The organism is Thauera phenylacetica B4P (assembly GCF_000310225.1).
GTDB classification, from domain to species: Bacteria; Pseudomonadota; Gammaproteobacteria; order Burkholderiales; family Rhodocyclaceae; genus Thauera; species Thauera phenylacetica.
This window is the reverse complement of record NZ_AMXF01000012.1, coordinates 15,860-42,164: the sequence shown is the minus strand read 5'-3', so window position 1 is coordinate 42,164 and position 26,305 is coordinate 15,860. Positions and strand designations below refer to the sequence as shown.

The 26,305-nt window shown below is 69.4% G+C and carries 25 protein-coding genes; 5 read left to right on the top strand and 20 right to left on the bottom strand.

Going from position 1 to position 26,305, the window contains the following annotated elements; all coding sequences use genetic code 11:
• Nucleotides 1–94: 94 nt before the first annotated feature.
• Nucleotides 95–772, bottom strand: coding sequence for an ABC transporter ATP-binding protein (locus C667_RS03715; RefSeq protein WP_004357214.1), 678 nt, complete (start codon nt 770–772; stop codon nt 95–97).
• 425 nt (nt 773–1,197) lie between these two features.
• Here C667_RS03715 and hpnC point away from each other — a divergent pair, with 425 nt between their 5' ends.
• From hpnC to hpnE, 3 genes are read left to right on the top strand one after another with little or no spacing between them, the layout of a single operon-like run.
• Nucleotides 1,198–2,046, top strand: coding sequence for a squalene synthase HpnC (hpnC, locus tag C667_RS03710; protein WP_039920725.1), 849 nt, complete (start codon nt 1,198–1,200; stop codon nt 2,044–2,046).
• Nucleotides 2,043–2,876 (top strand): presqualene diphosphate synthase HpnD, encoded by an 834-nt coding sequence (gene hpnD / locus C667_RS03705; RefSeq protein ID WP_004357209.1) that lies wholly within the window; start codon nt 2,043–2,045, stop codon nt 2,874–2,876. Before hpnC ends, hpnD begins: the two co-directional genes overlap by 4 nt.
• Nucleotides 2,873–4,198 carry a hydroxysqualene dehydroxylase HpnE gene (gene hpnE / locus C667_RS03700; RefSeq protein ID WP_004357207.1) on the top strand — a complete coding sequence of 442 codons (1,326 nt, stop codon included), beginning with the start codon at nt 2,873–2,875 and terminating at the stop codon, nt 4,196–4,198. Before hpnD ends, hpnE begins: the two co-directional genes overlap by 4 nt.
• A gap of 78 nt (nt 4,199–4,276) precedes the next feature.
• Here hpnE and C667_RS03695 read toward each other — a convergent pair whose 3' ends face one another.
• The 19 genes from C667_RS03695 to rpsB form a co-directional block, all read right to left on the bottom strand.
• Entirely contained in the window at nt 4,277–5,422 is a 1,146-nt protein-coding gene (locus tag C667_RS03695) for a M14 family metallopeptidase (protein WP_004357205.1), read from the bottom strand.
• Nucleotides 5,419–6,204: a peroxide stress protein YaaA gene (yaaA, locus tag C667_RS03690; protein ID WP_004357203.1), complete on the bottom strand. Its 786-nt coding sequence runs from the start codon at nt 6,202–6,204 to the stop codon at nt 5,419–5,421. The genes C667_RS03695 and yaaA overlap by 4 nt, the downstream gene beginning before the upstream one ends.
• Before the next feature lie 72 nt (nt 6,205–6,276).
• Nucleotides 6,277–6,783, bottom strand: a complete 507-nt coding sequence (locus C667_RS03685; protein WP_004357201.1) for a hypothetical protein — start codon at nt 6,781–6,783, stop codon at nt 6,277–6,279.
• A 232-nt stretch (nt 6,784–7,015) separates the two neighbouring features.
• The gene (locus tag C667_RS03680; RefSeq protein ID WP_004357199.1) at nt 7,016–7,828 is read right to left on the bottom strand and encodes a TrmH family RNA methyltransferase; all 813 of its coding nucleotides are present in this window, start codon (nt 7,826–7,828) and stop codon (nt 7,016–7,018) included.
• The gene (gene rnhB / locus C667_RS03675) at nt 7,821–8,432 is read right to left on the bottom strand and encodes a ribonuclease HII (RefSeq protein ID WP_004357196.1); all 612 of its coding nucleotides are present in this window, start codon (nt 8,430–8,432) and stop codon (nt 7,821–7,823) included. Before rnhB ends, C667_RS03680 begins: the two co-directional genes overlap by 8 nt.
• A complete protein-coding gene (lpxB, locus tag C667_RS03670) occupies nt 8,429–9,586 on the bottom strand; it encodes a lipid-A-disaccharide synthase (protein ID WP_004357194.1) in 1,158 nt (385 codons plus the stop codon). Before lpxB ends, rnhB begins: the two co-directional genes overlap by 4 nt.
• Nucleotides 9,587–9,626: 40 nt before the next feature.
• Nucleotides 9,627–10,397 carry an acyl-ACP--UDP-N-acetylglucosamine O-acyltransferase gene (lpxA, locus tag C667_RS03665; RefSeq protein ID WP_004357193.1) on the bottom strand — a complete coding sequence of 257 codons (771 nt, stop codon included), beginning with the start codon at nt 10,395–10,397 and terminating at the stop codon, nt 9,627–9,629.
• Nucleotides 10,394–10,828, bottom strand: a complete 435-nt coding sequence (gene fabZ, locus C667_RS03660) for a 3-hydroxyacyl-ACP dehydratase FabZ (protein WP_004357191.1) — start codon at nt 10,826–10,828, stop codon at nt 10,394–10,396. Before fabZ ends, lpxA begins: the two co-directional genes overlap by 4 nt.
• 6 nt (nt 10,829–10,834) lie before the next feature.
• A complete protein-coding gene (gene lpxD / locus C667_RS03655) occupies nt 10,835–11,869 on the bottom strand; it encodes a UDP-3-O-(3-hydroxymyristoyl)glucosamine N-acyltransferase (RefSeq protein WP_004357189.1) in 1,035 nt (344 codons plus the stop codon).
• A gap of 13 nt (nt 11,870–11,882) precedes the next feature.
• Nucleotides 11,883–12,383 carry an OmpH/Skp family outer membrane protein gene (locus C667_RS03650; RefSeq protein WP_004357187.1) on the bottom strand — a complete coding sequence of 167 codons (501 nt, stop codon included), beginning with the start codon at nt 12,381–12,383 and terminating at the stop codon, nt 11,883–11,885.
• A gap of 34 nt (nt 12,384–12,417) precedes the next feature.
• A complete protein-coding gene (bamA, locus tag C667_RS03645; protein WP_004357185.1) occupies nt 12,418–14,778 on the bottom strand; it encodes an outer membrane protein assembly factor BamA in 2,361 nt (786 codons plus the stop codon).
• Nucleotides 14,779–14,786: 8 nt separating this feature from the next.
• Complete coding sequence (rseP, locus tag C667_RS03640) at nt 14,787–16,151, bottom strand: RIP metalloprotease RseP (protein WP_004357182.1); 1,365 nt, start codon at nt 16,149–16,151, stop codon at nt 14,787–14,789.
• The gene (gene ispC, locus C667_RS03635) at nt 16,151–17,350 is read right to left on the bottom strand and encodes a 1-deoxy-D-xylulose-5-phosphate reductoisomerase (RefSeq protein ID WP_004357180.1); all 1,200 of its coding nucleotides are present in this window, start codon (nt 17,348–17,350) and stop codon (nt 16,151–16,153) included. The genes rseP and ispC overlap by 1 nt, the downstream gene beginning before the upstream one ends.
• Nucleotides 17,351–17,395: 45 nt before the next feature.
• On the bottom strand, nt 17,396–18,217 hold the full coding sequence (locus tag C667_RS03630) for a phosphatidate cytidylyltransferase (protein ID WP_004357178.1): 822 nt from the start codon (nt 18,215–18,217) through the stop codon (nt 17,396–17,398).
• A gap of 7 nt (nt 18,218–18,224) precedes the next feature.
• Nucleotides 18,225–18,992 carry a polyprenyl diphosphate synthase gene (gene uppS, locus C667_RS03625; protein ID WP_004357177.1) on the bottom strand — a complete coding sequence of 256 codons (768 nt, stop codon included), beginning with the start codon at nt 18,990–18,992 and terminating at the stop codon, nt 18,225–18,227.
• Nucleotides 18,993–19,044: 52 nt separating this feature from the next.
• Nucleotides 19,045–19,602 (bottom strand): ribosome recycling factor, encoded by a 558-nt coding sequence (gene frr / locus C667_RS03620; protein ID WP_004357174.1) that lies wholly within the window; start codon nt 19,600–19,602, stop codon nt 19,045–19,047.
• A gap of 18 nt (nt 19,603–19,620) precedes the next feature.
• A complete protein-coding gene (gene pyrH / locus C667_RS03615; protein ID WP_004357171.1) occupies nt 19,621–20,334 on the bottom strand; it encodes a UMP kinase in 714 nt (237 codons plus the stop codon).
• Nucleotides 20,335–20,344: 10 nt separating this feature from the next.
• Nucleotides 20,345–21,241, bottom strand: a complete 897-nt coding sequence (tsf, locus tag C667_RS03610) for a translation elongation factor Ts (RefSeq protein WP_004357169.1) — start codon at nt 21,239–21,241, stop codon at nt 20,345–20,347.
• Nucleotides 21,242–21,406: 165 nt separating this feature from the next.
• Complete coding sequence (gene rpsB, locus C667_RS03605) at nt 21,407–22,162, bottom strand: 30S ribosomal protein S2 (protein WP_004357166.1); 756 nt, start codon at nt 22,160–22,162, stop codon at nt 21,407–21,409.
• Nucleotides 22,163–22,558: 396 nt separating this feature from the next.
• Here rpsB and map point away from each other — a divergent pair, with 396 nt between their 5' ends.
• Both map and C667_RS03595 read left to right on the top strand, forming a co-directional pair.
• Nucleotides 22,559–23,389, top strand: coding sequence for a type I methionyl aminopeptidase (map, locus tag C667_RS03600; RefSeq protein ID WP_004357164.1), 831 nt, complete (start codon nt 22,559–22,561; stop codon nt 23,387–23,389).
• 22 nt (nt 23,390–23,411) lie between these two features.
• On the top strand, nt 23,412–25,988 hold the full coding sequence (locus tag C667_RS03595; RefSeq protein WP_004357162.1) for a [protein-PII] uridylyltransferase: 2,577 nt from the start codon (nt 23,412–23,414) through the stop codon (nt 25,986–25,988).
• Nucleotides 25,989–26,305: the final 317 nt, after the last annotated feature.

Sequence of the window (26,305 nt, the reverse complement as noted above, 5' to 3'; positions counted from 1 at the left end):
CAGCGGCACGCTCACCGGGCGCCCCCCCCGGCGCTGCACGGGCGACCGGCCCGCGGTGCGGGATACGGCACTGCGGACCGGCTTGCGGCCGCGATCACGTGCGCTCCGTGACGTCGTGCAGTCCGTCGACGCGCAGCTCCAGCACGCGGTCGGCGCGCGCGGCCGCGCTGCGCGAGTGGGTGACCATGACCCCGGCGGCGCGGCGGTCGCGGATCTGGCCGAGCAGCAGGTCGAGCACCTCGCTCGCCCGTCCCGGGTCGAGGTTGCCGGTGGGCTCGTCGGCCAGCACCAGATGGGGCCGATGCACCAGCGCGCGCGCGATCGCCACGCGCTGCAGCTCGCCCCCGGACAGCTGCTGCGGCGGGTCGGTCGCGCGCGCGCCCAACCCGACGCGGCCGAGCATCTCGCGTGCCCGGCGTGCGGCCTCCGCCTCGGCGGTGCCGAGCAGCCACAGCGGCAGCGCGACGTTTTGCAGCAGGTCCAGGTGCGGGAGGATGTGGAAGGCCTGGAAGACAAAGCCGAAGTGGCTGCGGCGCATGCGCGCCATGGCGTCGTCGTCGAGGCGCTCGATCGGCGTGTCGCCGACCCGGATCGTGCCGCCGTCGATCGCTTCCAGTCCGGCGATGCAGTTGAGCAGGGTCGACTTGCCCGAGCCCGACTCGCCCACGATCGCCACGCACTCCCCCGCCTCCACCCGCAGCGCCAAGCCCTCGAACAGCACGCGCGCGGGCGCGCCGGGCAGGATGCGGGTGACCTGGTCGAGCTGCAGCATCGAAAGACCTCGTGGGACGGGGAAGGTTGGGGGCTGGAAGGGCGCCATTGTGTCACCGCCCGCCGCAAAAAGTTCGCGCCCGCCAGCGCGAGTAAGGTGTGTAGGAGCGCCAGCAGGCGCGAATGCGGCGGTCGAGGTGGCCCCACGCGTCGATCACCCCACTGCCCGCTTCGCGCCTGCCGGCGCTCCTACGGGTGGGTGCGGAGGCGCTACGGCGAACCCGGGCGCGTGTCGATGCCGACCGCCCGCGTCACGCCCAAGCCCGCGCCGCCTTTATGTAGGAGCGCCGGCAGGCGCGAATGCGGCGGTCGAGGTGGCCCCACGCGTCGATCACCCCACTGCCCGCTTCGCGCCTGCCGGCGCTCCTACAGGTGGGTGCGGATATACTGCGGCACCTTGCAGGTCCTGCCGCTTCCTTGTCGCCGATGCCCGTCGAGCACTACGAGAACTTCCCTGTCGCCTCCCTGCTGTTGCCGGCGCGCCTGCGAGAGCCGGTGGAGGCGATCTATGCCTTCGCGCGCGGGGCCGACGACGTCGCCGACGAGGGCGATGCGCCCGCGGTGGCGCGGCTGGCGCGGCTGCACGACTACCAGCTCGGGCTGGAGGCCTGCGCGCGAGGCCGGGCGGTGGCCGACGCGACGCTGGCACCGATGTTCGCCCGCCTCGGCAGCGCGATCCACGCGCACGCCCTGCCGCTGCAGCCTTTTCGCGACCTGCTCGACGCCTTCATGCAGGACGTGGGCAAGACGCGCTACGCCGACTTCTCCGAGCTGCGCGACTACTGCAGGCGCTCGGCAGACCCGGTGGGCCGCCTGATGCTGCATCTCTACGGCGCCGCGACCGCCGACAACCTGCGCCGCTCGGACGCGATCTGCACGAGCCTGCAGCTGATCAACTTCTGGCAGGACGTCGCGGTCGATTGGGAAAAGCGGCGGATCTACCTGCCGCTCGACGAGCTCGCCCGCTTCGGCCTCGACGAGCGTGCGCTCGACGCGCTGGCCCGCGGCGAACGCAGCCCGGGCGAGGACTGGCGCACGCTGATGGCCTTCGAGGTGGAACGTGCGCGCACCATGATGCTCGACGGCGCTCCGCTCGCCCGCGCCCTGCCCGGCCGCGTCGGCTGGGAGCTGCGCCTCGTGGTGCTGGGCGGGCTGCGCATCCTCGAACGCATCGAGGCGGTGGGCTACGATGTCTTTCGCCACCGCCCCGCGCTAGGCCGCGGGGACTGGGCGCGCCTCGCCTGGCGCGCGCTGAATTACGGAAAACTCGGATGAACCCTCACGACTACTGCCAGGACAAGGCCGCCAAGAGCGGCTCGAGCTTCTACTACAGCTTCATGTTCCTGCCCGCCGAGCGCCGCCAGGCGATCACCGCGCTGTATGCCTTCTGCCGCGAGGTGGACGACGTCGTGGACGAATGCCACGACCTCTCGCTGGCGCAGACCAAGCTCGAGTGGTGGCGGCAGGAGGTCGGGCGCGTCTACAACGGCACGCCGACACACCCGGTCGGCCACGCACTGAAGGACGTGATCAAAGGCTTTCGCCTGCCCCAAGAGCAACTGCTCGAGATCATCGACGGCATGGCGATGGACCTGTCGCAGACGCGCTACCTCGACTTCAAGGGCCTGCAGCTCTACTGCTACCGCGTCGCCAGCGTGGTCGGCCTGCTCGCCGCGGAGATCTTCGGCTACCAGGACCGCCAGACGCTAAAGTACGCGCACGACCTCGGGCTGGCCTTCCAGCTCACCAACATCATCCGCGACGTCGGCGAGGACGCCCGCCGCGGCCGCATCTACCTGCCGATCGAGGACCTGCAGCGCTTCGAGGTGCCCGCCAAGGACCTCCTCGAGGCGCGCTACTCCGACGCCTTCCGCGAGCTGATGGCCTTCCAGGCCGAGCGCGCCGAGAAGTTCTACGACCAGGCCTTCGCCCAGCTGCCCGCGATCGATCGCAAGGCGCAGCGCCCCGGCCTGGTGATGGCGGCGATCTACCGCACCCTGCTGCGCGAGATCGCCCGCGACGGCTTCCTGGTGCTCGACCGCCGCACCTCGCTCACCCCGCTGCGCAAGGTGTGGCTCGCGGGCACCACCTGGTTCCGCGCATGAGCGTCCCGGTCGTCGCCATCATCGGTGCCGGCTACGCCGGGCTCGCCTGCGCGGTCGAGCTTGCGCGCGCCGGGGTGCATGTCACCGTGTTCGAGCGCTCGCACACGATGGGCGGCCGTGCCCGCGTGGTGCACAAAGATCACCACTGGCGGGTGGACAACGGCCAGCACATCCTCATCGGCGCCTACAGCGAGCTCACCCGCCTGCTGCGCCTCACCGGGGTGTCGCCCAAGCAGCTCGCCCACCTGCCGCTCACCCTGCACGTGCCCGGCCGCCTGCACCTGAAGGCGGCGTCGCTGCCCGCGCCTTTCCACCTCGCCGTCGGTCTGCTGCGCGCGAAGGGCTTGCGCTGGGCCGACCGCCTCGCGATGCTGCGCCTGATGCGCTGGTTGAAGCGGCACGGCTTCCGCCTGCCCGACCCGGCGATGACCGTCGCCGCCCTGCTCGCCGAGACGCGCCAGACGCCGACGCTGTGCCAGCTGATCTGGGAGCCGCTGTGCGTCGCCGCGCTCAACACCCCGGTCGCCGAGGCCTCGGCCCAGGTGTTCGCGAACGTGCTGCGCGACAGCCTCGCCGCCGGCGCCGCAGCCAGCGAGCTGTTGCTGCCGCGCACCGACCTGTCCGAGCTCTTCCCGGTCCCGGCCGCGCGCTACATCGGCGTGCGCCGCGGCAAGCTGCGCACCGGCAATGCGATCGAGGCGATCGAGCGGGTGGCCGGCGGCTACCGCCTCGAGGGCGACCCGGGCAGCCAGCCCTGGCCTCACGTGGTGGTGGCCACGGCGCCCTACCACGCCGGGACGCTGCTCGCCTCCGCAGGCGGGTGCGAGCGCCTCGTGGCGCAGATCGACGCGCTCGAGCACGAGCCGATCGTGTCCGTCTACCTCGCCCTCGGGCGCGGCCAGAAGCTGCCCGAGCCGATGATCGGCCTGGTCTCGGGCAGCACCGCCGGGCCGGCGCAGTGGGTGTTCGACCGCGGCCAGCTGGGCGGGCCGGAGGGCTTGCTCTCTTGCGTGATCAGCGCCCACGGCCCGCACGAGGCGCTCGCCCGCGACGAGCTCGTGCTCGCGGTGCACGCCCAGCTCGAACGCCAGCTCGGTCGCCGCCTGCCGGCCCCCGAGTGGTCGCAGGTCATCGTCGAGAAGCGCGCCACCTTCGCGTGCCGGCCGGGCCTCTTCCGCCCCGGCATCCGCACCCCGCTGCCGGGGCTGTGGCTGGCTGGCGACTACCTGGATTCGGACTACCCCGCGACGCTGGAGTCTGCGGTGCGCTCGGGCGTGGCCTGCGCGACCGCGATTCTCGCCGAGATCGGCCACAAGGCCTGATCACGGCGGCAGATCGACCGGCGGCCTCGTCGCGTCGAAGCCCGGACGCCGCGGCAAGGCCCCGCCGCGCCCTCCCGCTCAGCCTTCGCCGCCCTCGCGCAGGTGGCGCAGGATCGGGTCGAGCATCGCCGCGCCCAGGCGCTTGCTGCGCGCGCCGTTCCAGCCCACGTGGCCGTCGGGCAGGATGGCGTTGTCCTTGAAGGGCATCTCCAGCGTCAGCGAAACGCAGCCGAAGTGGTTGGCGACCCACTTGCTCGCCAGCGTCAGCAGCTCCTCGCCGAAGCGGCCGGGCTTGTAGCCTTCCTGCGTCTGGAAGTCGGGGCTCACCGCGAGGAAGGTCTCGACGAAGCGCGCCTGCGCGGCCGCCGCCGCGGCGGTGAAGCCGGGCACCTCCTCGGCGGTGGAGAAGAAGACATAGGGCAGCGACTCGTCGCCGTGGATGTCGAGGAAGAGCGCGCAGCCGCTGCGCTCCATCTCGGCGCGCACCAGGAAGACCTCGGGGCTGGCCGCGGGGTCGGGCTCGCGCCATTCGCGGTTGAGGTTGCGCCCGGCGGCGTTGGTGCGCAGGTTGCCGCGCACCGCACCATCCGGGTTCATGTTCGGCACGATGTGCAGCACCGCGTGCTCGCGCACCTTGCGCGCGACTGGGTCGGCGTGGTCGAGCAGGCGCTCGAGCAGGCCCTCGACGAACCACTCCGCCATGGTCTCGCCGGGGTGCTGGCGGGCGATGATCCACACCGGCACCCGCCCCGGCGCGTCGCGCCCGACCGTCACCAGGTCGAGGTCGCGCCCGTCGACGGTGCTGCCGAGGTTGCGCACGCGGGCGTAGGGCGAGAGCTCGACGCGCGCGAGCAGGTCGAGGTGGCGCTCGTGCGAATAGGGCTCGAAGTAGGCGTAGTAGAGGCTGTCGCGCTCGGGCGTGTGTTCGACGACGAGCTGGCCGTCCTCGTAGCGCGTGCCGGCGATGCGGAACCAGTTCTGGCGGTCGTAGGACGCGACGCAGCGGTAGTCCTTCCAGCCGTCCGGGTAGGCTGCGCTGGCGGCATTCTCGAACACCATGCGCACCGGCTTGCCGGCCGCGCCCATGAGGCGGAAGTGGAACCACTGGTGGAAGTCGGCGGCGCTGTCCTTGCGCAGGCGCAGGCGGATGTCGGCCGGGTCGTCCAGGCGCACGACCTCGATCGCGCCGGAGTCGAAGGTGGAGCTGATCTTGAGCACGGTCACGCCTCGCGCCGGCGGAAGACCAGGGTGTCGGCATCGGACGCATCCGCCGCGAAGGCATAGCCCTCGGCGTCGAAGCCCTGCAGCGCCTCGACCTCGTCGATGCGGCTGGTGATGACGTAGCGGCTCATCAGCCCGCGCGCGCGCTTGGCGTAGAAGCTGATGATCTTGTAGCGCCCGCCCTTCCAGTCCTCGAACACCGGGGTGACGATGCGGCCCGCGAGCTTCTTCGGCTTGACCGACTTGAAGTATTCGTCGGAGGCGAGGTTCAGCAGCACGCGCTCGCGCCCCGCCTCTTCCTCGCGTGCCAGCAGGCGGTTGAGCTCGTCGGTGATGCGCTCGCCCCAGAACTCGTACAGGTTCTTGCCGCGCGGGTTGGCGAGCCGGGTGCCCATCTCCAGGCGGTAGGCCTGCATCAGGTCGAGCGGGCGCAGCACGCCGTAGAGGCCGGACAGGATGCGCAGGCGGTCCTGCGCCCAGGCCAGGCCCTCGTCGTCGAGCGTCTTCGCGTCGAGGCCTTCATAGACATCGCCGTTGAAGGCGAGCAGCGCCTGCTTGGCGTTGTCGGGGGCGAAGGGCCGCGACCAGCTCGCGTAGCGCGCCACGTTGAGGCTGGAAAGTGGGTCCGAGAGCGACATCAGCTCGGCGATCTGGGCCGGCGATTTCTCGCGCAGCACCTCGATCAGCTCGGCGGCGTGGTCGAGAAAGTCGGGCTGGGTGAAGGTGGTGGTGGTCGGCGGCGTCTCGTAGTCGAGCGCCTTGGCGGGAGAGATGACGAGAATCATGCCTTCTGTTCGCTGAGTCGGCGCGGGGCCGGGTTGCAGGATGTTAACGCGAATCGCCCCGCCACACCCCCTTCATCCCGGCATGACCTCCTCCAGCCGCGCGAGCAGCTCGTCTGCGCGCTTGCGGCCGAGGCGCGACTCGGCGATCGATTGCTGCCACTCCACGATCAGCCTGCGCAGCTCGCCGCCGCTCTGCGTGGCGTGGATGCGCTTGACGAGGTCGAGCTTGGCGTAGGGGCCGTGGAAGGTGCGCAGGGTGTTGATCATGAAGTCGCGCGCGAGCGGCAGGCTGGCGGTGTGGCCGGTGTTCGCACGCGCGACTGGCGCCGGGCCCGTGTGCGCGTCACGCCCGACGGCCTCGGCCGGGCACGCGGCATCGCCGCGAGGCGCGATGAAGCCGGCCGCGGCAAGCTCCCCGAGCGCGTCCGCGATGCCGGCGTCGCCGGTCAGGCCGCGCAGGTCCTCGACGCTGCGCTGGCCATCGACCAGGATCAACAGGCGGCGCGCGCGCAGCCCGAGCCCGTGCGTGCGGTGCGCGATCTCGTCCTGCCCCTTGGGTGTCTTGGCGTACGTTTCCATCCTGCTCCTCTCGGGGCGCGGCCCCCGTGGTGTCGTCCCCAGGACGCAGGTACGAATTCTGCCGTGCCCCAAAGGAATGCGGGAAGCATCGGAGAAATCCCGCGCCGGCGTCAAGATGCGCCGGCAGGCGCGAGGGAGGCTCCTCCGACACGAGTCGCAAGCTCCAAGGCCCAGTTCGCGACGGCCGCCGCTCCTACAGGGAACCACCACGGCTCGGAGGAAGATCGACGCGTCAGGGCTTCGTCGGGGTGCGGCGCTGCCGAGCCTGCTCGAACAGGCAGACCGCCGCGGCGGCGGCGACGTTGAGGGATTCGATGCCGGCCGCCATCGGGATGGTCACGCAGCGGTCGGCACGCGCGAGCAGCGCCGGCGAGAGGCCCTGCCCTTCCGCCCCGAACAGCCAGGCCACCGGGCCGTTCAGGTCGAGCTCGTAGAGCGGGCGGGCGTCCTCGCGCAGGGCGGTGGCCAGGCAGCGGCCACGGTAGCGCTCGAGCCGGGCGAGCAGCGCGCAGCCCTCCTCGATGCAGACGACGAACTGCGCGCCCATGCCCGCACGCAGCGCACGCGGCGACCAGGCCTGCGCGCAGCCCTCCCCGAGCAGCGCGTGGCGGATACCGGCTGCGGCGGCGGTGCGCAGCAGGCTGCCGAGGTTGCCGGGGTCCTGCACGCCGTCGAGCACGATCAGGCTGGCGTCGGCCAGGTCGATCGGCACACTCGCCGGCATGGCGATGGTGGCCAGCAGGCCCGACGGGCTGTCGACCGGGCTGACGTGGGCGAACAAGGCGTCCCCCAGGCGGTAGCGCGGCACCTCGGCGGACGCCGCCGCGAGCAGGCGGCGATGCTCCTCGCGCAGCAGCCCGGTCTCCGATACCACCAGCGCGCGCAGCGGGACGCCTGCGGCGAGCGCGGATTCGACCAGGTGCGCGCCATCGAGCACGGTCTCGTCGAGCTTGCGGCGCTCGCGCGCCGAGTGCGCGAGCGCGTGCAGGCGCTTGACGAAGGGGTTGTCGCGCGAGGCCAGCGGCTTGAGCGCGGGCTCAGTCATCCCGGCGCTCGAGCTGCTTCCTCACCGGCGCGAAGCTGCGGCGGTGGAAGGCCTGCACCCCGTGTACCTCGAGCGCGGCGAGGTGGGCGGCGGTCGGGTAGCCCTTGTGCGCGGCCAGCCCGTACTGCGGCCACTGCGTGTCGAGCTCTCGCATGGCGGCGTCGCGGGCGGTCTTGGCGAGGATGGAGGCGGCCGAGATCGAGGGCTCGGTGGCGTCGCCCTTGACGATCGCGCGCGCCGGATACGGCAAGGCGGGGCAGCGGTTACCGTCGATGCGCACCTCGGCCGGCGCAGTGCCGAGCGCCATCACCGCGCGCTGCATGGCCAGCATGGTGGCGTGCAGGATGTTGAGGCGGTCGATCTCCGCGACGCTGGCCTCGGCGATCGCCCAGGCGAGCGCGCGCTCGCGGATCAGCGGCGCGAGGCGCTCGCGCGCGGCCTCGCTCAGCTTCTTGGAGTCGGCGAGGCCGTCGATCGGGCGAGCCGGGTCGAGGATCACCGCTGCGGCGACCACCGGACCGCACAGCGGCCCCCGCCCCGCCTCATCCACCCCGCAGACGAGACCCGAGGCCGGCAGCGCCAGCGCGAACAGGTCGCCAGTCATCCGGCCGCTCTCGCCTTGTCCAGGTAGGGCAGGATCGCCTCCGCGGCCCGCCGCGCGGTGTCCTGCCGGAGCGTGTGATGCAGCTCGGTGAAGCGCGCCTCGACCGCGGCGCGGCGCGCGTCGTCGGCGAACCAGTCGTCGATCGCGGCGGCGAGGTGCGCGGGGTCGGCCTCGTCCTGCAGCAGCTCTGGCACCACGGTCTCGCCGCACAGGATGTTGGGCAGGCCCACCCAGGGCAGGTAGGCCATGCGCTTCATGAGGCGATACTGCCACTTGCCGATGCGGTAGGTGATCACCATCGGGCGCTTGAGCAGCGCCGCCTCCAGGCTCGCCGTGCCGCTCGCCACCAGCACCACGTCGGCCGCGGTCATCGCCTCGACCGCGTGGCCGAACAGCATGCGGATCGGCAGCTCGCTCGCATCCTGTCGGTGCAGCGCCTCCTCGAAGAGCTGGCGCGTCTCGCGCGTGGCCAGCGGCACCAGGAAGAGGCGCTCCGGATCACGTTCGTGCAAGGTCTTCGCGGTGCCGATGAAGATGTCGGCGAGGTTGCGCACTTCGGACTGGCGGCTGCCCGGCAGCATCGCCACCACGCGGCGTTCGGCCGGTATGCCGAGGCGTTCGCGCGCCTCGGCGCGATCGGGCTCGAGCGGGAATTCGTCGGCAAGCGGGTGGCCGACGTAGCTCACCGGCACGCCGGCGCGCTCGTAGAGCTCGGGCTCGAAGGGGAACAGGCACAGCATGTGCGACACCGAGCGCGCGATGCGCTTGATCCGCCCGCCCCGCCAGGCCCAGATCGACGGGCCGACGAAGTGGATCGCCGGGATGCCGGCGTCGCGCACCTTGCCCTCGAGCCACAGGTTGAAGTCGGGCGCATCCACGCCGATGAAGGCGTCGGGGCGCTCGGCGCGGATCTGCCCGAGCAGCTCGCGGCGGATGCCGGAGAGCTCGCGGTAGCGCTTGAGCGCGTCGACGTAGCCATGCACCGCGAGCAGCTCGCAGGGCCAGCGCACCTCGAAGCCTTCGGCCTGCATCTTCGGCCCGCCGATGCCGAAGAACTCGGCGTCGGGCAGGTGACGACGCAGCGCGCGGATCAGGTGGCTCGCGAGCAGGTCGCCGGAGGTCTCTCCAGCGACCATGGCGATGCGGATCTTCATACCTTGCGGGACTGGGCGTGCACGGTGCTACGGCCCGTGCTCAGCGCACGAGGCCGCGACCGGAGTCGGCGATGAAGGCGGCGAAGGGCGCGACCTCGGCCTGCCCTGCGGCGATTTCGGCCACGCGCTGGCGGGCTTCATCGAGCGTCAGGCCTGAGCGGTACAGCGCCCGGTAGGCGCGCTTGATCGCGGCGATGCCTTCGGCCGAATAGCCGCGGCGCTTGAGGCCTTCGCTGTTGATGCCGTGCGGCTTGGCCGGGTTGCCGGCGACGGTCACGAAGGGCGGCAGGTCCTGCAGCAGCACGGTGCCGACGCCGCAGAAGCTGTGCGCGCCGACGCGGCAGAACTGATGCACGCCGGTGAAGCCGCCGAGGATCGCCCAGTCGCCCACGTGCACGTGGCCGGCGAGCGTGGCGTTGTTGGCGAAGATGGTGTGGTCGCCGACCTGGCAGTCGTGCGCCACGTGCACGTAGGCCATGATCCAGTTGTCGTTGCCGACGCGGGTGACGTGAGCGTCCTGGCTGGTGCCGACGTTGAACGAGCAGAACTCGCGGATCGTGTTGCGATCTCCGATCTCGAGCCGGGTGGGCTCGGCGTCGTACTTCTTGTCCTGCGGGCTGGCGCCGATCGAGCAGAACTGGAAGATCTCGTTGTCGCGGCCGATGCGGGTGTGGCCCTCGACCACCACGTGCGGCCCGATGCGGGTACCGTCGCCGATCTCGACGTGCTCGCCGATCAGCGAATAGGCCCCGACGCTGACCTTGGCACCGAGCTTCGCGCCCGGATGGACGATGGCGGTCGGGTGGATCATAGCGTCTTGATCGCGCACATCAGCTCGGCCTCGGCGGCGAGCTCGCCGTCGACGCTCGCGCGCGCCTTGTACTTGTAGATGTTGCGCTTGGTGTGGGTGATCTCGACGTCGAAGATCAGCTGGTCGCCCGGCACCACCGGGCGCTTGAAGCGCGCGTTGTCGATGCCGGCGAAGTACACCACCGAGTTGTCGTCGGGCTTCACGCCGGTGCTCTTGAACGACAGCAGCGCGGCGGCCTGGGCCATGGCCTCGATGATCAGCACGCCCGGCATCACCGGGTGGTGCGGGAAGTGGCCCGGGAAGAAGGGCTCGTTCATGGTCACGTTCTTCAGCCCGCGCGCACGCACGCCCGGCTCGATCTCCAGCATGCGATCGACGAGCAGGAAGGGGTAGCGGTGCGGCAGGTACTGCAGGATTTCCTTGATGTCCATGATGGCTCAGCCCTGCGAGCGGTCGTCGGGACCGTCGCTGTGTTGTTCGAGTTGGCGGACGCGCCTGGCGAGCGCGTCGAGGTGGCGCAGGTGGGAGAAGTTCTTCACCCAGTCGCCATGGGTCTGCAGCGGCAGGTTGCCGGTGTAGACACCGGGTTTGGTGATCGACTTGGCGACCAGGGTCCACGCCGAGACCACCACGTCGTCGGCGATGCTGAGGTGGCCGGAGATGCCTGCCTGGCCGCCGATCATGCAGCGCGCACCGATGCGGGCGCTGCCTGCGACCCCGGCACAACCCGCCATGATGGTGTGCTCGCCGATGCGCACGTTGTGCGCGATCTGGATCAGGTTGTCGAGCTTGACGCCGTCGCCGATCACGGTGTCGTCGAGCGCGCCGCGGTCGACCGTGGTGTTGGCGCCGATCTCGACGTCGTTGCCGAGCACCACGCGCCCGGCCTGCGGGATCTTGACCCAGGCGCCGGATTTCTCGCGCGCGAAGCCGAAGCCGTCGGCGCCGATGACCACGCCCGAGTGCAGGATGCAGTCCTCACCGATCACGCAGTCGTGATAGACGCTGACGTTGGCGTAGAGCCGCGTTCCGCGCCCGATGCGGGTGCCGCGCCCGACGTGACAATTGGGGCCGATCACCACGTCCTCGCCGAGCACCACGTCTTCCTCGATCGAGGCGCCCGGCCCCACCTGCACGCTGGCCGGCAAGGTGCTGGCGACCGCCGCGAGCGGATGGACGCCGGGACGTACCGCGGGAGGCGGATTGAAGAGCTGCGCGACGCGCGCGAAATACAGGTAGGGGTCGGCGGTCAGGATCAGGTTGCGCCCAGCCAGCGCCTCGCGCAGGTCGGGCGTGACGATGAGCGCGCTCGCGGCACACTCGCCGACCTGCGACAGGTACTTGCGGTTGGCGAGGAAGGCGAGGTCGCCCTCCTTCGCCGTATCCAGCGGCGCGACGCGGGCGACGGCGACCGCGCCGTCCCCCGCGATCACGCCGCCCAGGCGATCGACCAGCTCTTGCAGTCGGAACATCGGGCGGCCGGTCTTACTTGGCGTCGGACAGGGTCTTGATGACCTTGTCGGTGATGTCGATGCGCGGGTTCGCGTACACCGCTTCCTGGAAGATGATGTCGTAGTTTTCCTGCTCGGCGATCTCCTTCACCGAGCGGTTGGCCTTGTCGAGCACCGAGGCGAGCTCCTCGTTGCGACGCTGGTTGAGGTCCTCGCGGAACTCGCGCTGCTTGCGCTGGAACTCGCGGTTGAGCTCGTTGAACGAACGCTCCTTGTTGCGGCGGTCGCTGTCGCCCATGGTGGGGCCGTTGCGCTCGAGGTCTTCCTGCATCGACTTGAGGTCGCGCGCGATGCGCTGAAGCTCCTGGTCACGCTTTTCGAATTCCTTCTCCAGACGCTGCTGCGCACGCACCGCGGGCGCCGCTTCGCGCATGACCCGATCGGAGTTGACGAAGCCGATCTTGGTTTCGGCGAGCGCGGAGTGGGAGAGGCCGAGCAGGGCGACTGCGACCAGGGAGAGGGTACGGACTTTCAATTATGCCTCCGGATGAAACTGGGTTGCCGGCAGATCAGAACACGCTGCCGAGCTGGAACTGGAACCGCTGGATCTCGTCGTTCTCTTCCTTCTTGAGCGGGTGGCCGAAGCTGAACTTCAGCGGGCCGATCGGCGAACTCCACGAGAACGCGAGGCCCGTACTGTAGCGCAGGTCGCCGAATCGGACATCCTGCTCGACGAAGCTGCCGGTCTTGGCGTCGAGCGGCACCTGCTCCTCGCCCCAGACGTAGCCGGCGTCGAAGAAGGCCGAGATGCGGAAGGAGCGGTCCTTGCCGGCGCCCGGCATCGGGAAGAAGAACTCGGCGTTCGCCACCACCTTGCGGGTACCACCGGTGGAGGTGATGTCGCCATCCTCGTCCATGTACTTCGGACCGACCGAGCCCTGGTCGAAGCCGCGCACCGACCCGATGCCACCGACGTAGTAGTTCTTGTAGAAGGGTACGTCCTTGCCGCCGAAGCCCTTCGCGTAGCCGACGTCGGCGTTGAGCATGAGCGCATAGTCGGAACCGATCGGGAACCAGTGCTGATACTGGTAGCCGAGCTTGCCGTAACGCAGGTCGCCGACCGGAACGGTGGCCTCGCCGTACAGGCGCTGATACACGCCGCTGCGCGGATAGACGAAGCTGTCGCGACCGTCGCGCGACCAGCCCACGGTAAGGACCAGGCTGTCGACCGTGCACTCGCCCACGCCGCTGACGTTGTTCAGGCCGTTTTCACGACAGAAGTCCTTGTACAGCAGCGGGCTGAGGTTGTAGGTGGTGATCTCGGTGCGATCGGCGGTGAGGCCAAAATTGACCTGGTCGTCCTCGGCGATCGGCCAGCCGAGGCGGATGCCCGCGCCGGTCGACACGGTCTTGTACGGTGACACCGAGTCGAGCTCGTCGGCATCGTAGGTACGATGGTAGAGATCCCAGCCCAGGCTGACGCCATCGACCGTGTAGTACGGGTTGGTGAAGGACAGCGCGAGCGTGCGGCTGGACTCGCTGGTGTTGAGACCGAGCGTCAATGCGTTGCCGCTGCCGAAGAGGTTCTGCTGCGAGATCGACGCCGACAGCACGATGTTCTCGGAGCTGGAGAACCCGGCCCCCAGCATCAGGTTGCCGGTCGGTCGTTCCTTGACGGAAAAGTTGACATCGACCTGGTCGGTGGTCCCCGGGACCGCCGGAGTCTCGACGGTCACCTCGTCGAAGAAGCCGAGGCGGTCGATGCGCGTGCGCGAACGATTGATCGCCGCCGCGTCGTACCAGCCGCCTTCCATCTGGCGCATCTCGCGGCGCACCACCTCGTCGCGCGTCTTGGTGTTGCCGCCGACGTTGATGCGGCGCACGTACACCCGACGGCCCGGATCGACGAACACGGTGAAGGCCACCTCGCGCTTGTCCTTGTCGACCTCGGGCGCGGCGTTGACGTTGGCGAAGGCATAGCCTTCGTTACCGAGGCGGTCGGTGATCGCCTTGGTGGTCTCGGTGAGGCGCTCGCGCGAGAACGATTCGCCCGGGCGGATCTTCGTCAGCGCGTGGTATTCGGACTCAGGCAGGATCAGGTCGCCGGTGAAGCGCACGCCGCTCACCGTGTACTTCTCGCCCTCGGTGATGTTCACCGTGACGTAGATGTCCTGCTTGTCGGGCGTGATCGAGACCTGGGTCGAGTCGATGTTGAAGTCGAGGTAGCCCTGGTTCAGGTAGAACGAGCGCAGGGTCTCGAGGTCTGCCGAGAGCTTCTGGCGGGAGTACTGGTCGTTCTTGGTATACCAGGTCAGCCAGCCGGGCGTGGTCAGCTGCATCTCGTCGAGAAGGTCTTCCTCCTCGAAGGTCTTCGCGCCGACGATGCGGATCTGGCGGATCTTGGCCACGCCGCCCTCGTCCACCTTGAAATTGATGCCGACGCGGTTGCGCTCCAGCGGCGTCACGGTCGTGGTGACCGTGGCCGCGTACTTGCCGCGCGACAGGTACTGGCGCTTGAGCTCCTGCTCCGCGCGCTCGAGCAGCGAGCGGTCGAAGATGCGCGACTCGGCGAGGCCGACCTCGCGCAAGCCCTTCTTGAGCGCGTCCTTGTCGAACTCCTTGACGCCGTCGAAGGTGATGTCGGCGATCGCGGCGCGCTCGTCCACCACCACGACGATGACGTCGCCCTCGGTCTCGATGCGCACGTCGCTGAAGAAGCCGGTGGCGAACAGCGCGCGGATGGCGTCGGCGGCCTGCGCCTCGGAGAAGGTCTCGCCGACACGGACCGGCAGGTAGTTGAATACGGTGCCCGCCTCGGTGCGCTGGATGCCCTCGACGCGGATGTCCTTGACCACGAAGGGATCGAAGGCGAGGGCCGGCGACGCGGCAAAAAGGGCCACCAGGAGCCCGGGCAGGAGCTTGCGTTTCATGCGGGAGTTCAGCCGGAAATGAGACGGTTCAGGTCGTTGTAGAAGGCGAATGCCATCAACATCACCAGGAGGGCGAGGCCGATCTGCTGACCGACCTCCATGATGCGCTCCGGGATCGGACCGCCCTTGATGATTTCGACCGTATAGTACAACAAGTGCCCCCCATCCAGAACCGGGATGGGCAGCAGGTTCAGGACCCCCAGGCTGATGCTGATGAGGGCCACGAACTTGAGGTAGTGGGCCCATCCGAGCTGGGCGGTCTGCCCCGCGTAGTCGGCGATGGTGACCGGCCCGGAGAGGTTCTTCCACGACACCTCGCCGGTGAGCATGCGGCCGATCATCTTGAGGCTCAGCACGCTCGTCTCCCAGGTTTGCTGGACCGCGCGCGACAGCCCTTCGAGCACGCCGTAGCGGACCTCGCCGAACATCGCGATGCCGCCCGCGGCGGCCTCGGCGACACCCACCCCGATGCGGCCGATCTGCGCCCCGCCCTCCTCGGCCGCCTCCGGCGTGATCACCAGCTTCACCACCACGCCAGCGCGCTCGACCTCGAAGTCGAGTGCGCGCCCGGGCGCCTCGCGCACCTGGCGCACGAGGTCGCTCCAGGCCTCGACCGGCGAGCCCGCGATCGTGAGCACGCGGTCCCCGCCAAGCAATCCCGCCCGCTCGGCCGCGCTGCCGTCCGCGATCCGGCCGATCACCGCCGGGATCGCCGACCGCCATGGGCGCAGGCCGAGGCGCGCGATCAGGTCGGTGTTGCCCTCGTCGATCGCCACGCCGGCGAGGTCGAGGCGACGAAAGGCCTCGACGTCCTCCAGGGTGCGCACGCGCAGCATCACCTCGCGGCTGTCGAGCGCGTGGCGCAGCAGCACCCAGCGAAGGTCTTGCCAGCTGCGCACCGGCTCCTCGTCCACCGCCACGACGAGGTCGCCCTCGCGCACGCCGGCCGCCTGGGCGATTGCCGGGGTGTCGGACAGCGCCACGCGTGGCTTGAGTTCCTCGGTGCCGCCGACGAAGAGCCCCCAGTACAGCGCGATCGCGAGCAGGAAGTTGGCCAGCGGGCCCGCGGCGACGATCGCGAAGCGGCGATACACGCTCTGCCGGTTGAAGGCGCGGTGCAGCTCGGGCGCCGCCACCGGCGCCTCGCGCTCGTCGAGCATCTTGACGTAGCCGCCGAGCGGGAACGCGGCGAGCACCCACTCGGTGCCGTCGCGCCCGGCGGTGTGGCGCAGCAGCGGCTTGCCGAAGCCGATCGAGAAGCGCAGCACCTTGACCCCGCACCAGCGCGCCACCAGGTAGTGACCGAGTTCATGGACGAGGATGAGCAGGCCGAGGGCGAGCGCGAAGGGAATCAGGTAGTCGAAGAGGTTCATCAATTGAGCCGGAGTCGGGAGATCTCGTCCCGCGCGAGTTCGCGGGCGTGCGCGTCGGCGGCCAGGACCGCCTCCAGCGAATCGACCGCGCCCGGCCGGCTACGTTCCAGGCTCGCCGCGATCACCGCGGCGATATCGAGGAAACCGATGCGGTGATCGAGGAATGCGGCGACCGCCTCCTCATTGGCGGCGTTGAGCACCGCGGGCGCCGTGCCGCCGGCGCGCAGCGCATCGAAGGCCAGCTTCAGGCAGGGGAAGCGCGCGAAGTCCGGGCGCTCGAAGTCGAGCCTGGCGATCTCGAACAGGTCGAGCCGGCGCACCCCGGCGTCGATGCGCTCGGGCCAGGCCATGGCGTTGGCGATCGGGGTGCGCATGTCGGGGTTGCCGAGCTGGGCGATCACCGAGCCGTCGGCGTAGTCGACCATCGAGTGGATCACGCTCTGCGGATGCACGACCACCTCGATCATCTCCGCGGGCGCACCGAACAGCCAGTGCGCCTCGATGACCTCGAGGCCCTTGTTCATCATGGTCGCCGAGTCGACCGAGATCTTGCGCCCCATGACCCAGTTGGGGTGCGCGCAGGCCTGCTCGGGCGTGACGTTGGCGAGCGACTCGATCGGCGCGGCGCGGAAGGGACCGCCGGAGGCCGTCAGCAAGACCCTGCGCACTCCGGCGCGAGCGGGTTCGCGCGCGTAGTCGGCGGGCAGGGCCTGGAAGATCGCATTGTGCTCGCTGTCGATCGGCAGCAAAACGGCCCCGCTCGCCGCCACCGCGTCGATGAGCAGCTGGCCCGACAGCACCAGGGCCTCCTTGTTGGCGAGCAGGACTTTCTTGCCTGCGCGCGCGGCGGCCAGCGTCGGGCGCAGGCCAGCGGCGCCGACGATCGCGGCCATCACCATGTCCACCGCCTCGGCTGCGGCGACGCGCTCGAGCGCCTCTTCACCGCACAGCACCTCGGTGTCGCGGCCCGCTCCCCGCAACGCGGCGCGCAGGCGATCGGCCGCTGCGGCGTCGCCCATCACCGCGAAGCGCGGCGAGAAGCGCAGGCACTGTTCGAGCAGCTTGTCGTCCTGGCGCTGCGCGCTGAGCGCGAAGACCTCGAAGCGGTCGGGGTGGCGGGCGACGACGTCGAGCGTGCTTTGGCCGATCGAGCCGGTCGCGCCCAGGACGGTCAGGCGCTGGGGTGCGGGGTCAGGCATGGGGAGAATCCGTTACGGAGGGAGCACGGCCGCAGCCGTGGAGGATCAGCGCGCGAGCCACACCGCGCCGAGCGCAACCATCGGGAGCGTGGAGGTGAGGCTGTCGATGCGGTCTAGGATGCCGCCATGGCCGGGCAGGATGCTGCCGCTGTCCTTCAAGCCGGCCTGGCGCTTGAGCAGGGACTCGAAGAGGTCGCCGACGATGCTCACGGCGGTCCATGCCAGCAACACGACGGCGATCGCGGCCACGCCACCCTGCAGCTCCGCACCAAGCATGGCCAGGATGCCGAAGCCGAACGCCAGGACCGCGACCGCCGCGCCGGCGGCACCTTCCCAGGTCTTCCCGGGACTGATCGAGGGCGCCAGCTTGCGGCGACCGAACGCCCGCCCGGTGAAGTAGGCCGCAATGTCGGCCACCCACACCACCGCCATGGTGCCGAGCAGCACCCAGGGCCCCATCGTGCGCAGCTGCATCATCGCGAGTGCGGTCGGCACGAGGACGACGAAGCCGACCAGCGAGGCCAGCATCGGGTTGGACAGCGCCCACTTGCCGCGCAGCCACAGCGGCACGACGAAGATCCAGAACAAGGCGCTGAAGACATAGAGCGGAACCAAGGCCCCCGCGCCGCCGAGCTGGCCGCTGCCCAGCCCGGCGCTCCAGCCGAGGAGCGCGCACGCCGCGGTGAAGGCGACCGCGGTGGACACGCGCAGGCCTTGCTCGAAGCGAGCGAGCGCGCCCCACTCCCAGGCGGCCGCACCGCACAGGGCTGCGCACACCACGAGCCAGAGCGAGGCCGGCAGCAGGAACACCGCCGCGAGCAGGCCGACCAGCAAGGCGATGGCGGTGAGGACGCGATCCTTGAGCATGGCGACCCTACTCCCCGGCGTCCGCCTTGAGTTGCTCGCTGGTACGCCCGAAGCGCCGCTCCCGCGCCTGATAGGAACCGAGGGCCTGGCCCAGCGCTTCGCCGTCGAAATCGGGCCACAGCACGTCGGTGAAATAGAGCTCGGTGTAGGCGAGTTGCCAGAGCAGGAAGTTGCTGATGCGCTTCTCGCCGCCGGTGCGGATGAAGAGATCGGGCTCGGGCGCGAAGCTCATCGACAGCTCGGTGGCGAGTTCCTCCTCGGTGAATCGCTCCAGGCGTCCGGGTTCGCGCGCCATCAGGCGCGACATGGCGTCGAGGATGTCCCAGCGCCCGCCGTAGTTTGCCGCCACGGTGAAGTTGAGCCCGCCGTTGCCTGCGGTGAGCGCCTCGGCCTCGCGGATCATGTCCACCAGGCGACCATCGAATCGGGAGAGATCGCCGATCACGCGAAAACGCATGCCGTTGTCGTGCATGCGACGGATCTCCTTCTGCAGCGACTTGAGGAAGAGCTGCATCAGGAACGAGACCTCGTCCTGCGGGCGGCGCCAGTTCTCGGAGCTGAACGCGAAGACGGTGAGGTATTCAACCCCGCGATCGACGCAGCCGCGCACGGTGGCTCGCAATGCCTCCACGCCACGCGCATGGCCGGCGACGCGCGGCAGCATGCGCTTGCGCGCCCAGCGCCCATTGCCGTCCATGATGACGGCGATGTGCTTCGGCACCTGCGAGACGTCGGGAATGTCGCGGGTGGAACTCCTGAACAGCCCTCCGATCATGCTCCGCCTCCTGTCCTGCCCGTTGACGATACAGCCGATCCGCGCAAGCGGATCAGATCTGCATCAGTTCCTGCTCTTTCTGGGCGAGCAGCTTGTCGATCTCGGCGACGTAGCGGTCGGTGAGCTTCTGGACCTCGTCCTCGCCACGACGCTCGTCGTCCTCGGAGATCTCCTTGTCCTTGACCGCGTCCTTGAGCTGCTGGTTGGCATCGCGGCGCAGGTTGCGGATCGCCACCTTGGTGGTCTCGCCCTCGTGGCGGACGACCTTGGTGAGGTCGCGGCGGCGCTCTTCGGTCAGCGCAGGCATCGGCACGCGCAGCAGCTCACCCATGTTCGCGGGGTTGAGGCCGAGGTCGCTGTCGCGGATCGCGCGCTCGACCTTGCCCAGCATCGGCTTCTCCCAGGTCTGCACGCCGATCGTGCGGGCGTCGATCAGGGTGATGTTGGCGACCTGGTTCACCGGCACCATCGAGCCGTAGTACTCGACCATGACGTGGTCGAGCAGGCCGGTGTGGGCGCGCCCGGTGCGCACCTTGGCGAGGTCGGTCTTGAGCGCCTCGACCGACTTCTGCATCTTCTGCTCGATGTTCTTCTTGAGTTCGGAAATCATGCAAGCCCTCTCCGGAGGTCAGGAATGGACCAGCGTGCCTTCGTCCTCGCCCATCACCACGCGCTTGAGCGCACCGGGCTTGAAGATCGAGAACACGTTGATCGGGAGCTTCTGGTCGCGGCACAGCGCGAACGCGGTCGAGTCGAGAACCTGCAGGTTGCGCCCGATCGCCTCGTCGAAGCTGATGCGATGGTAGCGCTGCGCCAGCGGGTCCTTCTTCGGATCGGCAGTATAGACGCCATCCACCTTCGTCGCCTTGAGCACGATCTGCGCGCCGATCTCGGCGCCACGCAGCGCGGCGGCGGTGTCGGTGGTGAAGAAGGGGTTGCCGGTGCCGGCGGCGAAGATCACCACGCGGCCTTCCTCGAGGTGACGGATCGCACGCCCGCGGATGTAGGGCTCGACCACCTGGTCGATGCGCAGCGCGGACTGCACGCGCGCCTCGAGGTCCATGCGGCGCATCGCGTCGGCGAGCGCCATCGCGTTCATCACCGTGGCCAGCATGCCCATGTAGTCGGCGGTGGCGCGGTCCATTCCGGAGGCCGCGCCCTTCATGCCGCGGAAGATGTTGCCGCCGCCGATCACCACACCGACCTGGACGCCGAGACGGGTGATCTCGGCGACCTCGGACACGATGCGGCTGACGACCTCCTCGTTGATGCCGTAGGCGTCGTCGCCCATGAGGGCTTCGCCGGAGAGCTTGAGCAGGATGCGCTTATAGGCGGCGGACACGTTCCTCTCCTTACTTCTTGGCGGCAGCGGCGGCCTGCTCGGCCACTTCGGCGGCGAAGTCGGTGACCTTCTTCTCGATGCCTTCGCCGACGATGTACAGCGTGAAGCCGGCGACCGAGGCGCCCCTGGCCTTGAGCAGCTGCTCGATGGTCTGCTTGCCGTCCTCGGCCTTGACGAAGACCTGGGCCAGCAGCGTGACGTCCTTGAGGAACTTCTGCACGGTGCCGTCGGCGATCTTCTCGAGCATCGCTTCGGGCTTGTTGTCGGCGCGGGCCTTCTCGATGGCAATGCGACGCTCGGCGTCGATCAGGTCCTGCGACACGCCCGAGGCGTCGAGCGCCTTCGGCTTGGACGCGGCGATGTGCATCGCGATGTCCTTGCCGAGTTGCTCGTCGCCACCGACCACGTCCAGCAGCACGCCGATCTTGGCGCCACCGTGGATGTAGGAGAACAGCTTGCCCTTGGCTTCGACGCGGGCGAAGCGGCGGATCGACATGTTCTCGCCGATCTTGCCGACCAGCGCGGTGCGGGTGGCCTCGACGGTGCCCTCGCCCATCGGCAGCGCCGACAGGGCGGCGACGTCGGCCGGGTTGTTGGCGGAGACGAGGCCGGCGCAGTTCTGCACCAGGGCCAGGAAATCGTCGTTCTTGGCGACGAAGTCGGTCTCGCAGTTCACCTCGATGATCGAGCCGAGCTTGCCATCGGCCGAGATGTCGATGCCGACCACGCCTTCGGCTGCGATGCGGGCAGCGGCCTTCGAGGCCTTGTTGCCGAGCTTGACGCGCAGGATCTCTTCGGCCTTGCCCATGTCGCCGGCCGCTTCGGTCAGCGCCTTCTTGCATTCCATCATCGGCGCGTCGGTCTTCTCGCGCAGTTCCTTGACCATGCTTGCGGTGATTTCCGCCATGCTAGCTCCTGAATAGGTTCGGTTTGATGTTCGAAACGCGGATGCCGCGCGACGCACCGGAGGGCCGTCGGCGCGACATCGGGAATTGTGCGGGGCGCACGTTGCGGGATTCGCAGGCGCCACCCGGATTGCAAAAGGGGCCCCGCGGGCCCCCTTTACTGAGGATCAGGCCTGTTCCTGCGAGCCTTCTTCCTCGACCTCGACGAACTCGTCGCCGCCGGCGTCAACGATCTCCTGCAGCACCTGGCTGCGGCCCTGCAGCACGGCGTCGGCCACGCCACGGGCGTAGAGGCGGATCGCGCGCGACGAGTCGTCGTTGCCCGGGATCAGGTAATCCACGCCGTCGGGCGAGTGGTTGGTGTCGACCACGGCCACGACCGGGATGCCGAGCTTCTTGGCTTCGGTGATGGCGATCTTGTGGTAGCCGACGTCGATGATGAACAGCGCGTCAGGCAGGCCGCCCATGTCCTTGATGCCGCCGATCGACTTCTGCAGCTTGTCGAGCTCGCGGCGCACGGTCAGCGCCTCGCGCTTGGACAGGCGATCGATCGAGCCGTCTTCCATCATCGCCTCGACTTCCTTCAGGCGCTTGATCGACTGCTTGACGGTCTTGAAGTTGGTCAGCATGCCGCCGAGCCAGCGCTCATCGACGTAGGGCATGCCAGCGCGCTGGGCTTCCTCGGCGATGATCTCGCGAGCCTGGCGCTTGGTGCTGACGAACATGATGTTGCCGCGGTTTGCGGCGAGCTTGCGCACGAACTCGATGGCCTCGTTGTACTTCACCATCGTCTTCTCGAGGTTGACGATGTGGATCTTGTTGCGCTGGCCGAAGATGTAGGGGGCCATGCGCGGGTTCCAGAAGCGGGTCTGGTGACCGAAGTGGACGCCGGCTTCCAGCATCTGACGCATCGTGACGGACATGTGTTGCTCCAAACTGTACAAGGGTTGAACCTCCGCCCTGCGGGTGGACGGCCGGCGAACCGGACCGCCACGCTGCCCGCCGGGATTCGCTCGACCTCGGCCCCGGCGGATGCCGGAAGGCGGTGGATCGGGCGAGCCCCCGGAAGGACCCTGTGCCGCAAGGCGTGCGGATTTTGCCTGCGCATGCAGACAAGCCCGCAATAATATCACGCGGTTCGCATCGCGCTCAAGGCCGCCAGCCGGTCGAACGCAGGCCGACACCCGTCCGGCGGGCGACGGCCACGGCGATGGCGAAGGCATGGCGGCGCGCGCGCCCTGCGCCGAGCCCGGGTTTGCTGCAGCGCGGCGCTTGCGATAGCCTTCCTGCTTTACCGCCCCGACGCAGAACACACAACAATGAGCATTGTCATCAAGACCCCCGAAGAGATCGAGAAGATGCGCGTGGCCTGCCGCCTCGGCGCCGAGGTGCTCGACTACATCGAGCCCTTCGTCGTCCCCGGCGTGACCACCGGCGAGCTCGACCGCCTTTGCCACGACTACATGGTGAATGTGCAGGACACCATCCCTGCCCCGCTCGACTATGCCCCGCCCGGCTACAAGCCCTACCCCAAGTCGATCTGCACCTCGGTCAACCATCAGGTGTGCCACGGCGTGCCCGGCGAGAAGGCGCTCAAGAAGGGCGACATCGTCAACCTCGACATCACCGTCATCAAGGACGGCTTCCACGGCGACACCAGCCGCATGTTCCTGGTCGGCGGCGAGTCGGCCTGCAGCATCGTCGCCCGCCGCCTGACGCGCATCACCTACGAGTGCATGTGGCTCGGCATCGCCGCGGTCAGGCCCGGCGGCCGCCTCGGCGACATCGGTGCGGCGATCCAGAAGCACGCCGAAGGCAACGGCTTCTCGGTGGTGCGCGAGTTCTGCGGCCACGGCATCGGGCGCAAGTTCCACGAGGAGCCGCAGGTGCTGCACTACGGCAAGGCCGGCACCGGCCCCACGCTCGAGCCCGGCATGATCTTCACCATCGAGCCGATGATCAACGCCGGCAAGGCGGCAATCTCCGAGCTGCCCGACGGCTGGACCATCGTCACCAAGGACCGCAGCCTGTCCGCGCAGTGGGAGCACACGGTGGTGATCACCGAGACCGGCGTCGAGGTGCTCACCCTCTCCGCCAAGTGCCCGCCCCCGCCCGAACTCGTCGCCGCCCGCTTCGCCAAGGCAGGCTGAGCCAACCGACCCTGGCCCGCGCATGAACGACGCCCTCACCGACGAACTGCAGACCCTGGCCGCCACGGCTCGCCAACGCCTCGTCGAGGGCAGCGCGCAGCTGCGCGCGGCCTACCAGGCGCGGCCGCAGACCTCCACCCTGCTCAAGGGGCGCGCCCGGCTGGTGGACCAGGAACTCGTCCGCCTATGGACGGCATGCGCGATGCCCGCCACCGCCGCGCTGGTGGCGGTGGGCGGCTACGGGCGTGGCGAGCTCTTCCCCGCCTCGGACGTCGACCTGCTCGTGCTGCTCGCGGCGCCGCCCGACGAGGCGCTGAAGGCACGGCTGTCGGCGCTGGTCGGCGCGCTGTGGGACTGTGGGCTCGAGGTGGGCCACGCGGTGCGCACGGTGGACGAGTGCATGATCGCCGCCGCCGACGACATCACCGTGCAGACCAACCTGCTCGAGGCGCGCCTGCTCGCGGGCAACGCGGCGCTCTTCGGCGAGCTCGACGCGCGCTACCGCGAGGCGCTCGACGTGCGCGCCTTCTACAAGGCCAAGCTGCTCGAGCAGGAGCAGCGCTATGCGCGCTTCAACGACACGCCCTACGCGCTCGAGCCCAACTGCAAGGAGAGCCCCGGCGGGCTGCGCGACCTGCAGATGCTGGGCTGGATCGCGCGCGCCGCCGGCCTCGGCCACAACTGGCGCGACCTCGCCCGCCACCGCCTGATCACCGGCGGCGAGGCCGGCGAGCTGCGCGCCATCGAGCGCTTCCTGCAGCACATCCGCATCCGCCTGCATCAGCTCACCGGCCGCGCCGAGGACCGCCTGCTCTTCGACCACCAGGAAAGGCTCGCCCGCATCCTCGGCATCGAGGCCACGCCCACCCGGCGCGCCTCCGAGGTGCTGATGCAGCGCTACTACGTCACCGCCAAGATGGTGATGCAGCTCAACACCGTGCTGCTGCAGAACTACGGCAGCGTCATCTTCCCCGACCGCGGCGCCGCGATCGTGGTCAACGCGCGCTTCCAGGTCGTGCGCGAGCTGCTCGACATCCGCGACGAGGACGTCTTCGAGCGCCAGCCCGCCGCGCTGCTCGAATGTTTCCTGCTGCTGCAGCAGCGCTCCGAGCTCAAGGGCATGACCGCTCGCACCCTGCGCGCGCTGTGGATCCACCGCAACCAGGTCAACGCCGCCTTCCGCGCCGACCCCGCGCACCGTGCGCTCTTCCTGCAGATCCTGCAGCAGCGCCGCGGCATCGTGCGCGTGTTCCGCAAGATGAACGAGTACGGCATCCTGTCGCGCTACATCCCCGCCTGGCGGCGCATCGTCGGCCAGATGCAGCACGACCTGTTCCACGTCTACACCGTCGACCAGCACATCCTGATGGTGCTGCGCAACGTGCGCCGCTTCACCATGGGCGAGCACGCGCACGAATACCCGCTGATGACGCGCCTGATCATGGCCTTCGAGCGCCCCTGGCTGCTCTACGTCGCCGCGCTCTTCCACGACATCGCCAAGGGCCGCGGCGGCGACCACTCCACGCTGGGCATGGCCGATGCGCGCGAGTTCTGCGCGCAGCACGGCATGGACGCGGACGACAGCGCGCTGGTCGTGTGGCTGGTCGAGCAGCACCTCACCATGTCGCGCGTCGCGCAGAAGGAAGACACCTCCGACCCCGAGATCATCCAGCGCTTCGCCGACGTCGTGCGCGACGAGCGTCGCCTCGTCGCGCTCTACCTGCTCACCCACGCCGACATCCGCGGCACCAGCCCCAAGGTGTGGAACGGCTGGAAGGGCAAGCTGCTCGAGGATCTGTTCTTCGCCACCCAGCGCCTGCTGCGCGGGGCCACCGCCAAGGAGGCGCTCGGCCTCGACGACCGCATCGAGGACGCCCGCCGCCAGCTGCGCTTCCACGGCCTGCGCCCCGGCGTCGAGGACGCGCTGTGGGCCCGGCTCGACCCGGTGTATTTCATGCGCCATTCGGCCGAGGAGATCGCCTGGCACACGCGGGTGCTGTACTACCGCACCGAATCGGACGAGCCGGTGGTGAAGGCGCGCGTGGCCGAGGACGAGGACGGCGTGCAGGTGATGGTGTTCACCCGCGACCAGAAGGACCTCTTCGTGCGCCTCACCGGCTTCTTCGGCCGCATGGGCTTCACCATCGTAGACGCGAAGGTGCACACCACCCGTCACGGCTACGCACTCGACAGCTTCATGCTGCAGGACCCGGGCGAACAGGCCGCCTATCGCGACATCCTGATCCTGATCGAGCACGAGCTCACCGCGCGCCTGCAGAAGCCCGGCGTGCCAGAGCGCCCCAGCCGCGGAAGAATGTCGAGGCAGGTCAAGCACTTCCCGATCAGCCCCGAGGTCAGCATCCGCCCCGACGAGGCCGGCCGCCACCACGTGCTCTCGCTCACCGCCGCCGACCGCCCCGGCCTGCTCTACGACGTCGCCGCGGTACTCGCCGAGCACGGGATCCGCCTGCACACCGCCAAGATCGCCACCCTGGGCGAGCGCGTCGAGGACACCTTCCTGCTCACCGGCAATGTGCTGAACCAGGACGCGCAGGTGCTCAGGATCGAGCGCGAGCTGCTCGAGCGACTGCAGGTCTAGGCCGAATGGGCGGGCCGGCTCCGCCCATTCGCGCCTGCCGGCGCTCCTCCATGAACTCCGCGCAGCCCGAAACCTGCGCCTCCGCGGTCGGATCCCCTGTAGGAGCGCCGGCAGGCGCGAAAGCGGCGTCCCAGCCCCGACGGCTACCGTCTCCGCACCGCCCATTCGCGCCTGCCGGCGCTCCTACATGACCCCCGCGCGACCCGGGACATGGACCCGCGTGGGCCGAGACACGAACCCGCGCGGCCCGAAAGATGAACTCCGGCGGGTGGATCCCCTGTAGGAGCGCCGGCAGGCGCGAAAGCAGCGGCGGGGCG